Source organism: Rhodobacter capsulatus, assembly GCF_052363175.1.
In the GTDB taxonomy this organism is placed as follows: Bacteria; Pseudomonadota; Alphaproteobacteria; order Rhodobacterales; family Rhodobacteraceae; genus Rhodobacter; species Rhodobacter capsulatus_D.
Window position 1 is genome coordinate 3,933,282 of the sequence record NZ_CP198946.1, and the last position, 12,807, is coordinate 3,946,088.

Below are 12,807 nucleotides of genomic sequence, written 5' to 3' on the forward strand. Positions count from 1 at the left end.
GAGGAAATCGACTCAAATGCTGGAGGCCAGAATGGCGATGAACGGACTCGAACGGCTGCAGGCTGAAATCGCCGACCTGGGGGCCGTGCATCCGGTCGGACGGGTCTTCGAAGTTGGCAAGGGTACGATCGAGGTCAGCGGCCTGACTGCCCGGGCGGCCCTCGGGGACCGGGCCCTTCTTCACACGCAATCTGGTGCCGTCTTCGGGGCAGAGGTGATCGCGCTGCGTCGGGGCGCAGTGACGCTTCTGGCCGATTGCGCAGTTGACGGCGTCGCGATCGGCGACCGGGTCGAGGTGCTTGGGCAGACCGGCATCGCGCCGGACGACAGCTGGATCGGGCGGATCGTCGATCCCTTCGGTCGCCCGCTCGATGGTCGGCCGCTGCTACGCGGCGGGATCGAACGCAACATCCGTGCCTCTCCGCCGCCCGCCGCCTTCCGGCGCCGTCTGGGAGACCGGGTTGAAACCGGGCTCGACGCCTTCAACACCATGCTGCCGCTCGTGCGGGGGCAGCGCATCGGTCTTTTTGCCGGCTCCGGCGTCGGCAAATCATCGCTGCTGGCCAAATTCGCCCGCGGGGTTGCCGCTGATGTCGTGGTGATCGCGCTGATCGGCGAGCGCGGCCGCGAGCTGCGCGAATTCGTCGAAAAGACACTGGGGCCGGAGGGCATGGCCCGGTCGGTCATCGTCGCGGCAACTTCCGACCAGTCCCCGCTGGTGCGCCGTCGCTGCGGTTGGTCGGCCATGACGGTCGCCGAATATTTCCGCGATCAGGGCAAGCATGTGCTGTTTCTGGCTGACAGCGTGACCCGCTTTGCCGAGGCCCATCGCGAAGTCGCTCTGGCAGCCGGCGAACCGCCCAGCCTGCGCGGCTATCCCCCCTCGACCTCGCACCAGATCATGTCGCTGGCCGAACGCTCCGGCCCCGGAATGGAGGGCGCAGGAGACATCACCGCGGTCTTCTCGGTGCTCGTCGCCGGGTCGGACATGGAAGAGCCGGTCGCGGACATCCTGCGCGGCACGCTCGATGGTCACGTCATTCTGGATCGTGCGATTGCCGAGCGCGGCCGCTTTCCGGCCATCGATCTGCTGCGATCGGTTTCGCGGTCTCTGCCGGATGCGGCAACCCCAGCTGAGAATGATCTGATCGCAAAAGCACGCAAGCTTCTGGGCGCTTATGATCGGGCCGAGATGATGATTCAGGCCGGGCTTTATTCCGCCGGGAGCGATCCGGTGATCGACGCGGCCATCAAGGTCTGGCCCGCGCTCGATGCGTTTCTGGCGCGCGATGCGGCGGATGGCACTCGGGCGAGCTTTTCACGCCTTACGGCGGCCCTCTCTCAGGCGGGATAAGAGCCGACAGGCTCTCATCCCACGATCAGACGAGTTTCGACAGAAGAGAGGCGCTGGAAGCGCCCGATGAGGCTCCTTGCAGCAATTGCAGCGCAATGTTGCCCGATGTGGTCGTGCTGTTCTGGGCGATCTGAGACCGGACAAGATACAGGCGGATGGTCTTTTCCATCACCGCACTATCCGAAAATATCGAAAAATCAGAGCTACCCAGAACGGATTCCGCCTTCTGAGTATAGATGACCAGTTGCTGGTCGACATCAAGCGACCCAACGCTGCTGGGCAATCCGAGCGCCGTCTGCATCACCGCGCTCAGGGAATCAGACCCGATCACGTTGTACCATTTCGTATTGTTGGAACTCGACGAGGCCGCCAGATCCGCAAGCTCGCGTTGCGCCGACATCGCGAAGCGATAGGTCTCGTCGGAATCGCCAACGGCAACTTCGAATTGCCGGGTCTCGTATTTCTGCAAGATCTCGTCGGCAAATCCGCTCAGCTGCGTGCGCGGGGTCTCCGAGTCGCCAAAACCGAAAGCTGTCGACAGTTTGAGATAGGTCTTGTCAGCAAGCTTGTTGGCCAGCGCCTTTGTGTCCGTCGTGCTGCCTTCGAGAACTTTGCGAATGAAGAACTTGTTGTCGATATCCGCATCAAGGCCAAAGGCACCAAGAGCGACTTTGAGAAGCCGACGATCGGCAACAAGATCTTCGGCGGTCGTGATTGATCCGATCTTGGAGCGGAAATAGTCTTCGTCGCGCTGAATATCAGCAGAGGCGACAAACGCCGCCTTCTGCTTTTCCATGGTTCGGTTGAGGAGCTTCCAGCCCGCATAACCGCTGGCCGGAATGACCGGCGTATAACTCATGCGCTTCCGGCGGCGAGGAGCCGCTCCTCCCTCGGCAAAAGGGCGCGCAAGGATTTCAGCGCCTGGTAATGCTGGTCTTCCAGCACGGCCGCAGTGGCCTGTGTCAGATGCGCCCTGCTGTCGTGATCGGTCAGAACCTGACTGAGTTGCTCGATGCCACGCAGAAGTTGCATGCGTGCCTCGCTGGGCTCGGCATCCCCCGACAGCACGAGTTGCGCGATGTAGCAGACGCGACGAACCGGGGTGTTGACTTCCTCAGGGTGGATTGCATCACGCAGACGCAGGATATGCGCATTGGGCGTCATGATCGCGAGACGCGACCGACGATCCCCGTTTTCGATCACGGCGCCATTGATCAGCACGCGTTCTTTCGGGGCGAGTTTGAGAACGAGACCGGTCATTCCGCACCCCCCTCCCGACGAAGACCACGCATGATCGCGGTGTTGATGTCGATGAGCACGTCGACAGTGGCTTCGCCCTTCAGGACTTTGCCGCTGTGCGCCTGGGTGAATTGGTTGAGATAGAAGATACGCGCCCGGAGCGTGTCGGGAAGTTCATTGTCGGGCAAGGCAACATCAACCGCGAGGGTGGTCCAGAGACGGCGGTTGTCATAAAGCGCACGTACGAGCGCGGGGAAGTTCGACTTTTCCAATCCAGCCGCCTGTTTGAGGCGATGGGTCACGCGCGCGAAGATTTCGTATTCGGTGCCGCGCAGGGTGCGAGTGGGCTGACCGGGGTTTGCATAGGCCGTTTTGGCCAGAATCGTGGCGTTCACAGGAATACCTTCCAGTGGCGAGAGGGGTCAGATCGCGGCTTTGCCGCGGGCAAAGGGGGCGCCGCCAAGGCGCCCCCCGAAGGTCATCACTTGAACAGCGACAGGATCGACTGCGGTTGCTGGTTGGCGATCGAGAGCGACTGGATACCAAGCTGCTGCTGGGTCTGCAGGGCCTGCAGACGAGCCGAAGCTTCTTCCATGTCGGCATCGACCAGGGCGCCGATACCGTTCTTCAGAGCGTCGCTCAACTCGCTGACGAAGCTCGACTGGCTTTCGATCCGCGATTCGACCGCACCGAAAGCAGCAGCCGCGTCAATCGCGCCGTTGATCATCGTTTCGATCTCGGCAACGGTGTTCGACGTGGTGAAGCCGCTCAGCCCTGCCAGCGGACCCGAACCCGCGGCGTTGATCGCTACGCTCATGTTGACGCCGAGGGTCTCGTCCGAATCGACATTGACGGTCAAATCGGCGCTGCCAGCGGTATAGGTCGCGGTAACGCCGCTGATCCCGGCATCCATCACCTGGCTGTAGAGGTTCGCCGTCGCAACTTCGTTCACATCGGAGCCCGAGTCCACATCGGCTTGGCTGACCGTATAGCTGAACGACTTGCTGCCGATCGCCATGGTGACCGTTTCACCGACTTCGAGTCCCGAAAGCGCAAAGCCAGCGGCGCCACCGGCTTCGATCGCCGCGGACCCCTTGTTGCCACCAGCCGCGGCAAAGTTGCCCGCTGTCGCGCCCGCTGCAACCTGCCCGGTCGGCAGTGCCGTTGCGGCGGTGCTCATATCCTGGTGAGCGATGTCGATCGTGTTGGCGGTCACCGTGCTGTTCGCACGGTCGAGCGAACCGAGGATGGTCTCCGAGCCCGCGGAGCTGATCAGGTTCACGCCGTTGAATTGGGCGCCCGCCACTTTCGACTCGATCATGCTGACCAGCTCAGTGATCTCATCATTGAGCTTGCCGGTGTCGGCCGACGGGTCCTGCGCCGCAACGATCTTCTCTTTGATCGTCTTGAGGTCGTCCGTGATCGATTCAACCGCGGTCCGAGCCACCGACACCATCGATTGACCGGTGGCAAGGCTGGTCGAAACCGATTCAAACCCGCTCACGTCAGATTCCATCACTTTCGAGATGGCCCAGACCGCGGAGTTGTCCTTGGCCGAGGCCACGGTCTTGCCGGTCGAGATTTCGGCTTGGGTCTTCGACAGGTTCGAGTTGATGCCCTTGAGGGTCTGCAGCGCAACCATCGCGCTGGTGTTCGTGAGAATGCTGGACATGTCAGGTCCTTCGTCTTTGGCGCTTTGCGCCGGGTTTCACTTGCCGTCGGTAAAACGGCGCCTACGGCTTTCTGACCCATGCGGCCGCATCGCTGCCCTGCCGCGCCACCCCTCGGGATGCAGGGGAACCTTGGCATGTGAAGACCTAACGAAGTGCTAAGGCCGCCCTTTCGGACGGCCCTGGATACGTCGGATTTTCGAAGAATGGTTTACGCCCGGCGTTCAATCGACCCACCCTCGGGGCTGATCTTGCGCGCTTTTCCGTTCTGATCATAGCTCATGTAGCTTTTCGATGCCTCGCGGATCTCGGCGAGCCGCGCCTGAACGGAGCGCACCCCCTTGATCGCCGCATCCAGAAGACGCTGGTTCTCGAGCGCCATTTCCTGTGCATCAAGCAGCAGCCGGGCGGGCGTGCCCTGCAATTCATCGAGCAGCTTTTCCTTGCGCGCGATCAGTTCGGGCAATGCCGCGAATTCGGCATTGCGGATCACGTCCTTCTCCAGACGCAACAGGTCAATCAGCCGGGCGATCCGGTCCTCGGTCTCATTCTGCATGCTCCGCTCCTTTCTGCAGCGATTTGAAGATGCTCTCGGCAAGACCGATTCCTCCGGCCTTGACCATCTTGCTGGCGTATTCGTCGACGAGGAACGAGGAGAACTGCTCCTCTCCTACGCCGCCATCGAAACCGCCCTCGCTCTTTCCGAGACCGGTGTATTTCAGCATTTCGGCCAGAAAACTGGCCTCAAGGTCCTGCGCCTTGCGGCGCAGTGCCGCTTCGTCCTTCACCTTGCTCTCGGAGGAGGCAGAGGTGGCGGTGGCCGTAACAGGCCGGATCTCCATGGGAATCGCTCCAATTGAACCGATTTCATCTTGTTCTCCCATAACTGGGTAAAGAAGCAGTAACCTCCTGCTGCCATTCTGAGCGGGTCACAGGCAGAAGTCGTGAGGCCATGAAAACACTCGCTCTCTCGGATCAGATCTCGTTTCTTTCCGCCATTTCTCCGGCGGAGGGAGGGGCCGTTGATGGCGCCACCGGCAATCATGCGGCGACAGAAAGGCATGATGCCTTCGCAACGATCCTCGCCGAATCGGCTGGGTCTGCGGGGAAGAAAAGCGGGGCCGAACTGACCAAAGCGACAGCGGCACAGGCCGAGATGGAAGCGGATGCGGCCGTCTCCGACATGCTTGAGCTTGCCCGCTCAGGTGCCCCGGGCACCGCCATCTCGGCGCTGCAAGGCACCTTGCAAAACGTGGTCGCTGTGGACGCGCAGAATCCTGATGCCATCCCCCAGACCGTCGCAGTCGCCACTCCGGCAGAGAACCGTCTCGCCGGACATGAAGCGGCTGTTGCCTTTTCGCTCTTACCCAATGGTGCCGAACTTTCCGCGACGGCGGCCCCCCTTGCGTCGACTCCGAGCGAATCTCCCAAAGGCGAACCGTCCAAAGCGCAGAAACAGACACGGCCCGAAGCGGATACGACGGCCTCTACCGTCGCGGCCATGGTCCTGGTCCCCATCAGCGATCTGCCTTCTTCGGCAAAGGGAACCTCGTCAGAAGAAATCGCGCCAGCGGTGACAGGTGGGGCACAGGCAAACGCAGCAGCCCTTGCAAGCGATCAGGCCCCGACAAAGACGATCTCCCTGCCAGCCGCTCAGGAGGCGCAAGCTTACGACACGGACAAGGCCTCTGCTGCCCCCCTGACCACTCCTGACAAAACGGCCAACATCGCCTCAGAAACTCTTTCTGCGGTCAAAACCTTGGATGGCCAGGAGTCGATGACATCCTCGGCGCAGGTGGCCCATACATCGAAAGAGAAGGAACGTGCGGCCACGGCAACCGCGAGCGACGCGACGAACGCAGGAAAGCCGTCGGCTTTCGTCGCTGTGCCCGGAGATCAGGCCGCCCGGGCCGAAACGACACTGCCCGGCAGTTCTTCCACCGCAGTGACGTCCCCTCAGATGACGGCCTCTTCGTCGGCGGCACAGGCACAGATTGCCGCCGAACAGGGGGCCGCCCTGGCCGGTGTCGCGAATGGGGAAAGCGCAAGACAAACTGCCGCGCTGATGGCGGCCACGTCGCCGAGCAGCGCCGGACAAGCTGCCTCCGCCGCGGCGGCAAATACGAGCCCGTCCGTCCGCAACTCTTCCCCGGAGAAAAGCACGAAAACCGAAGGCACGGCACAGACATCCGCAGCAGGGAAAACGACGGAGCAGAAGCCGCCATCACTGTCGCAGGCTGTTTCGGTGCGTGTCCTGCAACAATCTGACACCCCGGCAGCATCCGCGCCGCGGGAGTCACTGGCCGAATCGCGTATCAGGGCTGCGCTTGCATCCCAGACTGCCAGCGCGGGCAACGATCCCAAGGCGCAAATGCCCTCGGTCACCTCAGCTGCAGATGCATCGAGCCCGAGGGTCGCGCCAACGCAGAGCACCGATGGCGCAGAGGCCACCGACACCGCACAAATGACCACGGCGCAGGCGAAATCGACTTCAGGAACGGAGACGACCGCGGACATGGCCACGACGAGCCCAGTCACTCCGTCGCAACCTGCGGCCTTGGCAGGTCAATCGACCGATGCACAACCACGCGCAACAAGGCTGCGCGAGACGAAAGAGGCCTCTTCGGTCAAGGATCGCAGCGACTCGGGGGCCCAGAGCTCCGGTGTGGTGGCCGATGCTTCGATCAAGACCGCCGATGTGGCCGTGGCGCCCGCCGCCGACAAGGTCGAGAGCCTGTCCGCAACCACATCGGGCGGCCCCTTGTCCTTGGGCGCCACCGGCACGACCAGCCTTGCCGAGCGCAGCGCGCAGATCCTGAGCGGCGATGCCGGGACCGCAACCGGCACGCATCGGGCGGCGGCCAGTCCGCATGCGATCGCACATCAGATGTCGCATGCGCTGGCCGATGCCGGCAACCGGACCGTGGAACTGACATTGACGCCCGAAGAGCTGGGAAAGGTGCGGATGACCCTGCACAGCAGCGATGGCGCCATCACCGTTTCGGTTCAGGCCGAACGGCAGGAGACGCTCGATCTCATGCGGCGCAACATCGATAGCCTTGCCCGTGATTTCCGTGACATGGGCTATTCGAACATCGAGTTCGACTTCGGCCAGCAGGCCGATCAACGTCCATCGGCGCAACAGCAAGCCGCCGCGGAAACAGCCCAGAAACAAGCCACACCGGACCGTGAGGTCGTGGCCCGCTTCGATACCACCTCCATCGCCCTTCAATCCTCGCCCCGCACCGCTTCGGGCGGGCTCGACCTGAGAATCTGAAAGAGAGCCCCATGACCAGTGTTACCTCCTCCACCTCGACCAGCAGCTCGAGTTCGTCCAGTTCGTCTTCCTCGAGCTCCAGCTCGACCTCGACCAGCGTCAGCTCCGATTACGAGATGTTCCTGAAGCTGCTGACAACGCAGATGACGAACCAGGATCCGACCAGCCCGATGGACAGCTCCGATTACGCGGTGCAGCTGGCGACGTTTTCGCAGGTCGAACAGCAGGTGAAGACGAACGATCTGCTGACCAGCCTTGCCAGCCAGTTGGGCGTGATGGGGATGAGCGAATATGCGAGCTGGGTGGGCATGGAAGCCCGCTCGGAATCCGCGGGTTATTTCGATGGAACCAATCCGGTGACGATCTCGCCAAACCCGGTTACGGGCGCCGATGCCACCACGGTGGTGGTCAGCGATGCGGATGGCAATGAAGTCTCGCGGTACAGCATCGATGTGTCGAGCGATGCAATCGAATGGAATGGCACCGATGCCGATGGCAACGCGCTACCGGCCGGAAACTATACGTTCGAGCTGGAAAGCTACAAGAACGGAACCCTGCTCTCGACTGATCCGGTCGAGACCTACAACCGGGTCGTCGAAGCGCAGGGGACCAGTGACGGGGCCGTTCTTGTTCTGGCCGGGGGCGGCACGGTCTCGACCGGGTCGATCACCGCGCTGCGCGAGGCCGACTGATCAGATCAGAAGCCCAAGCGCCACGCCCGCGGCAAGGATCAGCACTGCGCTGACCGCCCCCAAAGCCTGAGCCGATTTCGGCTCGGGCTTTTCTTCGGGTTGCACCTGCCGCTCAAGCGCCTTCTGCATCAGCTCGGGCAGTTGCGGCCCGAACCGACCCAAAACCCGCGCGGTGCGGGTCAGATCGCGCAGGATGCCGCGCGGGCCGACGTTCTCGCGGATGTAGCTTTCGACGACGGGCTTCGCGGTTTCCCACATGTTGATCCCGGGGTTGAGCGAGCGTGCCACCCCCTCGACCACCACCATCGTGCGTTGCAGCAAGATCAGCTCGGTCCGCGTCGCCATGCCGAAGCGCTCGGTCACCTCGAAGAGATAGGCCAAAAGCCGCGCCATCGAGATCTGCTTGGCATTCATCCCGAAGATCGGCTCGCCCACCGCGCGCAGCGCCAGCGCGAATTGCACCACGTCCTGATCGGGCGGAATATAGCCCGCCTCGAAATGCACTTCGGCCACGCGGCGGTAATCGCGATGGATGAAGCCCATCAGGATTTCCGCATAGACATGCCGGGTGTATTGGTCGATCTGCCCCATGATGCCGAAATCGAAGGCGATGATGTCGCCGTTTTCCGCCACCTTCAGGTTGCCTTGATGCATGTCACCGTGGAAATAGCCGTCGCGCAGCGCGTGGGACAGGAACAGCTGCAGCACCCGCGTGCCGATCGCGGTCACGTCATGGCCCGCGGCCTTCAGCGCCTCGGGATCGCCCATCGGCAGCCCCTCGGCCCAGTCGATCACCATCACCCGGCGGCTCGAGAGCTGCCAGACCGGCAGCGGCACGCGGAACCCCGCATCCTTTTCGGTATTGGCGGCGAATTGCGAGGCCGCCGCCGCTTCCAGCCGCAGATCCAGCTCCCCGGCCACCAGATCTTCGAAATGCTTGATCACATCCGAGGGCCGCAACCGCCGCGAGGCCGGAGACAGCCGCTCGATCATGTTCGCGGCGAAATGGAAGGCGTCGATGTCGCGCTTGAAGGCCTTTTCGATGCCCGGGCGCAGCACCTTGACCGCCACCTTCTCGCCGGTCTCAAGGAGCCGCGCCGAATGCACCTGCGCGATCGAGGCCGCCGCGACCGGTTCGGAAAACTCGGAGAAGATTTCTTCGACCGGACGGCCGTATTCCTCGGCCAGGGTCGCCTTGGCCAGAGCAATGTCAAACGGCGGCAGACGGTCCTGCAGCACGCGCAGCTGATCGGCCAGCTCCTCGCCCACCACATCGGGGCGGGTCGAAAGCACCTGACCCAGCTTGATATAGGCGGGACCCAGCGCGGTGATCGCCCGCGTCACTGGCGGCAGCGCGGGATCGCCCGCATAGCCCAGCCATTTGAACGGCCAGCCCATGATGCGCGCGACAAGGCGCAGCCGCGGCGGCGCCTCCATCGCTTCCAGCGCCACGCGCATGGCGCCGGTCCGCTCGAAGGTTGCCCCCGTGCGGATCAGCCGCCACAGATTGTGCGGGCCGCGCATATTACACCTTCCAACCCGAGTGCAGCGCGGCGATGCCCATGGAAAGGTTGCGATATTTGACCTGGCTGAAGCCCGCTTCGCGGATCATCGAGGCAAACAGCTCCTGGTTCGGGAACTTGCGGATCGACTCGACCAGATACTGGTAGCTGTCGCGGTCATTCGCCACGACCTGCCCCATCACCGGGATCACGTTGAAGGAATAGGCGTCGTAGACCGCCTGCATCAGATCGTTCGGGATCTGGCTGAATTCGAGCACCATCAGCCGCCCGCCCGGTTTCAGCACGCGATAGGCTTCTTTCAGCGCATCGGGAATGCGGGTGACGTTCCGGATCCCGAAGGAAATCGTGTAGACGTCGAAGCTGTTGCTTTCGAACGGCAGGTCCATCGCATCGCCGACGACCCAGTTCAGCCGCGAGGCCATGTTCTCGGCATCGGCGCGTTTCTGGCCCTCGATCAGCATCGATTCCGTCATGTCGCAGACGGTCGCGGTCGAGCCCTTGGCGCGTTTGAGGAACCGGAAAGCGATGTCGCCGGTGCCGCCCGCCACATCGAGCAGCTTCTGCTCGGGGCGCGGGGCCAGCCAGTCCATCATCGCATTCTTCCAGATCCGATGGATGCCCATGCTCATCAGATCGTTCATGATGTCGTATTTCGAGGCCACCCGCGAAAAGACGCCATGGACCATCCCGGCCTTGGCCTCTTCGTTCACCGTCTGGAACCCGAAATGAGTCGTCTTGGTCTGATCCGTGCTCATCTGCCCTTGCCGATCTTGAACTGTCCCCCTCCTTATAGGGTCGGTTTCAGCGGTGACAATGCGACAGGAGCGAAAATGCCAGAACTGCCCGAGGTCGAGACGGTCCGGCGCGGCCTTGCCCCCGCGATGGAGGGGCGCGTGATCGATCGGGCCGAGGTGAACCGCCCCGATCTGCGCTGGCCGCTGCCCGAGGCCATGGCCGCGCGGCTGACCGGGGCGCGGGTGACGCTGCTGCGGCGGCGCTCGAAATACATCCTGGCGGATCTGTCGACCGGGGAAAGCCTGCTCATTCATCTGGGGATGTCGGGGCGGATGCTGGTCTCGGGCGTGATGCTCGGCGATTTTCACCTCGATCATCCGGCGGCGCAAAAGCACGACCATGTAGTGCTGCATATGGAGGGGGGCGCCCGTGTCACCTTCAACGACGCACGGCGGTTCGGGGCGATGGATCTGGTCCGCACCGACCGGGAAGCCGCGCATTGGCTGCTGTCCGGGCTGGGGCCGGAGCCTTTCGGCAATGACTTCCACGAGGCCTATCTGATCGAGGCGCTGAAATCGCGCAAAAGCCCGATCAAGACAGCGCTGCTGGATCAGCATGTCGTCGCCGGGCTCGGCAATATCTATGTGTCGGAGGTGCTTTTCCGCGCCGGGATCGACCCGCGTCGAGCGGCGAACCGGATTTCGGCGGCACGGCTGGCGGCGCTGGTGCCGCTCATTCGCGAGGTTCTTTCTGAGGCGATCGAGGCGGGCGGATCGTCCTTGCGCGATCATCGTCAGGCGGATGGGGAGCTGGGCTATTTCCAGCACAGCTTCCGGGTCTATGACCGCGAAGACGAGCCCTGCCCCAGCTGCGGCACGCCGATCAAGCGCATCGTGCAATCGGGCCGATCGAGCTATTTCTGCCCCGCCTGCCAGAAGTGACGCAGCGGCAATTCCGCCGCGCCCGGTTGAGTTTCGGCCTCTGACTGTTACCTCTTGCCCATCACCAGCAAAGGGAATCCCATGTCCTATCAGACCTTGATCGTGGAAATCGAAGATGGCGTGGCGCTGATCCGCCTCAATCGGCCCGAGGCGCTGAATGCGCTGAATTCCCAACTGCTGGGCGAATTGGCCGAGGTGCTGAAGACCCTCGACACCGATCCGGCCGTGCGCTGCTTCGTGCTGACCGGCTCGGACAAGGCCTTTGCCGCGGGGGCCGACATCAAGGAAATGGCCGACAAGAGCTTTGTCGACATGCTCAAGCTGGATTTCTTCGGCACCGAGGGCGACGCGATCCTGCGCACGCGCAAACCGATCATCGCGGCGGTGGCGGGCTATGCCTTGGGCGGCGGCTGCGAACTGGCGATGATGTGCGATTTCATCCTCTGTGCCGAGAATGCGAAATTCGGCCAGCCCGAGATCAATCTGGGCGTCGTCGCGGGGATCGGCGGCACGCAAAGGCTGACCCGCTTCGTCGGCAAGTCGAAGTCGATGGAAATGCATCTGACCGGTCGCTTCATGGATGCAGCTGAGGCGGAACGCTCGGGCCTGGTCAGCCGCGTGCTGCCGGTTGCCGAACTGGTGCCCGAGGCGCTGGCCACCGCGCGCAAGATTGCGGCGAAATCGGCGATTGCCACGATGGTGGCCAAGGATTGTGTCAACCGCGCCTATGAAACCACGCTGCGCGAAGGCGTGCTTTATGAACGCCGGGTGTTTCACGCGCTTTTCGCAACCGAGGATCAAAAGGAAGGCATGGCCGCCTTCACCGAGAAACGCCCGGCGAAGTTCACCGACAAATAAGGGCGAAAAGGACTTCCCTTTCGGCCGATTTTGCCCTAACAGCCACCGTCACATGCGCGTGGAGCCCGCTCAGGCTAGAATCATCCGGTTCGCTGGGACGACCGGGCTTTGCGCTATACATATTCGCTTCAGCCCGGGAATAGGGAAACATGGCCAACACGCCCCAGTCCAAGAAACGCGCTCGTCAGAACGAGCGTCGCAACGACATCAACAAAGCCCGCCGTTCGCGCATCCGCACCTTCCTGCGCAAAGTCGAAGAAGCGATCGCCTCGGGCGACGCCGGTGTGGCCAAGGCCGCCCTTGAAGCCGCGCAACCCGAACTGGCGCGCGGCATCACCAAAGGCGTGCTGCACAAGAACACCGTGGCCCGCAAGATGTCGCGTCTCTCGGCTCGCGTGAAGGCCCTGTCGAACTAATCTTCCGATCTCGGAAGTTAATCTTCGTAAACGGCGTCCCATCTTTGGGGCGCCGTTTTATTTCTTTAATTTCAACGTCTTGATAATAGTGTTGCGGCCCTG

The 12,807-nt window shown here is 62.6% G+C and carries 14 protein-coding genes; 6 read left to right on the top strand and 8 right to left on the bottom strand.

What is annotated here, in order from left to right; translation table 11 throughout:
• Positions 1-31: 31 nt before the first annotated feature.
• On the top strand, positions 32-1,354 hold the full coding sequence (locus ACTTAI_RS20420) for a FliI/YscN family ATPase (protein WP_444453487.1): 1,323 nt from the start codon (positions 32-34) through the stop codon (positions 1,352-1,354).
• Positions 1,355-1,379: 25 nt separating this feature from the next.
• Here ACTTAI_RS20420 and ACTTAI_RS20425 read toward each other — a convergent pair whose 3' ends face one another.
• From ACTTAI_RS20425 to ACTTAI_RS20450, 6 genes are all read right to left on the bottom strand, one after another.
• The gene (locus tag ACTTAI_RS20425) at positions 1,380-2,213 is read right to left on the bottom strand and encodes a DUF1217 domain-containing protein (protein ID WP_444453489.1); all 834 of its coding nucleotides are present in this window, start codon (positions 2,211-2,213) and stop codon (positions 1,380-1,382) included.
• Positions 2,210-2,614, bottom strand: coding sequence for a flagellar biosynthesis repressor FlbT (gene flbT / locus ACTTAI_RS20430; RefSeq protein WP_444453490.1), 405 nt, complete (start codon positions 2,612-2,614; stop codon positions 2,210-2,212). Before flbT ends, ACTTAI_RS20425 begins: the two co-directional genes overlap by 4 nt.
• Positions 2,611-2,988, bottom strand: coding sequence for a flagellar biosynthesis regulator FlaF (flaF, locus tag ACTTAI_RS20435; protein WP_444453491.1), 378 nt, complete (start codon positions 2,986-2,988; stop codon positions 2,611-2,613). The genes flbT and flaF overlap by 4 nt, the downstream gene beginning before the upstream one ends.
• Positions 2,989-3,074: 86 nt before the next feature.
• On the bottom strand, positions 3,075-4,235 hold the full coding sequence (locus tag ACTTAI_RS20440) for a flagellin N-terminal helical domain-containing protein (RefSeq protein ID WP_444453493.1): 1,161 nt from the start codon (positions 4,233-4,235) through the stop codon (positions 3,075-3,077).
• Between the two features lie 239 nt (positions 4,236-4,474).
• Positions 4,475-4,819 (bottom strand): hypothetical protein, encoded by a 345-nt coding sequence (locus ACTTAI_RS20445; protein WP_444453495.1) that lies wholly within the window; start codon positions 4,817-4,819, stop codon positions 4,475-4,477.
• Positions 4,809-5,105 carry a rod-binding protein gene (locus ACTTAI_RS20450; protein ID WP_444453497.1) on the bottom strand — a complete coding sequence of 99 codons (297 nt, stop codon included), beginning with the start codon at positions 5,103-5,105 and terminating at the stop codon, positions 4,809-4,811. Before ACTTAI_RS20450 ends, ACTTAI_RS20445 begins: the two co-directional genes overlap by 11 nt.
• A gap of 110 nt (positions 5,106-5,215) precedes the next feature.
• On the opposite strand from ACTTAI_RS20450, the gene ACTTAI_RS20455 reads away from it, so the two are divergent.
• Entirely contained in the window at positions 5,216-7,540 is a 2,325-nt protein-coding gene (locus tag ACTTAI_RS20455; protein WP_444453499.1) for a flagellar hook-length control protein FliK, read from the top strand.
• An 11-nt stretch (positions 7,541-7,551) separates the two neighbouring features.
• Positions 7,552-8,232: a flagellar hook capping FlgD N-terminal domain-containing protein gene (locus ACTTAI_RS20460; RefSeq protein ID WP_444453501.1), complete on the top strand. Its 681-nt coding sequence runs from the start codon at positions 7,552-7,554 to the stop codon at positions 8,230-8,232.
• On the opposite strand, the gene ubiB is transcribed toward ACTTAI_RS20460, so the two are convergent.
• Positions 8,233-9,756 (bottom strand): 2-polyprenylphenol 6-hydroxylase, encoded by a 1,524-nt coding sequence (gene ubiB / locus ACTTAI_RS20465; RefSeq protein WP_444453503.1) that lies wholly within the window; start codon positions 9,754-9,756, stop codon positions 8,233-8,235. It abuts the gene before it with no gap.
• A 1-nt stretch (position 9,757) separates the two neighbouring features.
• Positions 9,758-10,510, bottom strand: a complete 753-nt coding sequence (gene ubiE / locus ACTTAI_RS20470; RefSeq protein WP_013069227.1) for a bifunctional demethylmenaquinone methyltransferase/2-methoxy-6-polyprenyl-1,4-benzoquinol methylase UbiE — start codon at positions 10,508-10,510, stop codon at positions 9,758-9,760.
• 75 nt (positions 10,511-10,585) lie between these two features.
• Between ubiE and mutM the strand changes: the two genes are divergently transcribed.
• The 3 genes from mutM to rpsT all read left to right on the top strand — a co-directional run bounded on the left by mutM (position 10,586) and on the right by rpsT (position 12,705).
• Entirely contained in the window at positions 10,586-11,431 is an 846-nt protein-coding gene (gene mutM, locus ACTTAI_RS20475) for a bifunctional DNA-formamidopyrimidine glycosylase/DNA-(apurinic or apyrimidinic site) lyase (protein WP_444453504.1), read from the top strand.
• Between the two features lie 81 nt (positions 11,432-11,512).
• On the top strand, positions 11,513-12,289 hold the full coding sequence (locus tag ACTTAI_RS20480; RefSeq protein WP_444453506.1) for an enoyl-CoA hydratase: 777 nt from the start codon (positions 11,513-11,515) through the stop codon (positions 12,287-12,289).
• A 149-nt stretch (positions 12,290-12,438) separates the two neighbouring features.
• Complete coding sequence (rpsT, locus tag ACTTAI_RS20485) at positions 12,439-12,705, top strand: 30S ribosomal protein S20 (RefSeq protein WP_444453507.1); 267 nt, start codon at positions 12,439-12,441, stop codon at positions 12,703-12,705.
• The last annotated feature ends 102 nt before the right edge of the window (positions 12,706-12,807 follow it).

Coding starts and splice junctions, on each gene's coding strand:
- ACTTAI_RS20420 (WP_444453487.1), top strand. CDS start 32: ATGGCGATGAACGGACTCGAACGGCTGCAGGCTGAAATCGCCGACCTG.
- ACTTAI_RS20425 (WP_444453489.1), bottom strand. CDS start 2,213: ATGAGTTATACGCCGGTCATTCCGGCCAGCGGTTATGCGGGCTGGAAG.
- flbT (WP_444453490.1), bottom strand. CDS start 2,614: ATGACCGGTCTCGTTCTCAAACTCGCCCCGAAAGAACGCGTGCTGATC.
- ACTTAI_RS20440 (WP_444453493.1), bottom strand. CDS start 4,235: ATGGTTGCGCTGCAGACCCTCAAGGGCATCAACTCGAACCTGTCGAAG.
- ACTTAI_RS20445 (WP_444453495.1), bottom strand. CDS start 4,819: ATGCAGAATGAGACCGAGGACCGGATCGCCCGGCTGATTGACCTGTTG.
- ACTTAI_RS20450 (WP_444453497.1), bottom strand. CDS start 5,105: ATGGAGATCCGGCCTGTTACGGCCACCGCCACCTCTGCCTCCTCCGAG.
- ACTTAI_RS20455 (WP_444453499.1), top strand. CDS start 5,216: ATGAAAACACTCGCTCTCTCGGATCAGATCTCGTTTCTTTCCGCCATT.
- ACTTAI_RS20460 (WP_444453501.1), top strand. CDS start 7,552: ATGACCAGTGTTACCTCCTCCACCTCGACCAGCAGCTCGAGTTCGTCC.
- ubiB (WP_444453503.1), bottom strand. CDS start 9,756: ATGCGCGGCCCGCACAATCTGTGGCGGCTGATCCGCACGGGGGCAACC.
- ubiE (WP_013069227.1), bottom strand. CDS start 10,510: ATGAGCACGGATCAGACCAAGACGACTCATTTCGGGTTCCAGACGGTG.
- mutM (WP_444453504.1), top strand. CDS start 10,586: ATGCCAGAACTGCCCGAGGTCGAGACGGTCCGGCGCGGCCTTGCCCCC.
- ACTTAI_RS20480 (WP_444453506.1), top strand. CDS start 11,513: ATGTCCTATCAGACCTTGATCGTGGAAATCGAAGATGGCGTGGCGCTG.
- rpsT (WP_444453507.1), top strand. CDS start 12,439: ATGGCCAACACGCCCCAGTCCAAGAAACGCGCTCGTCAGAACGAGCGT.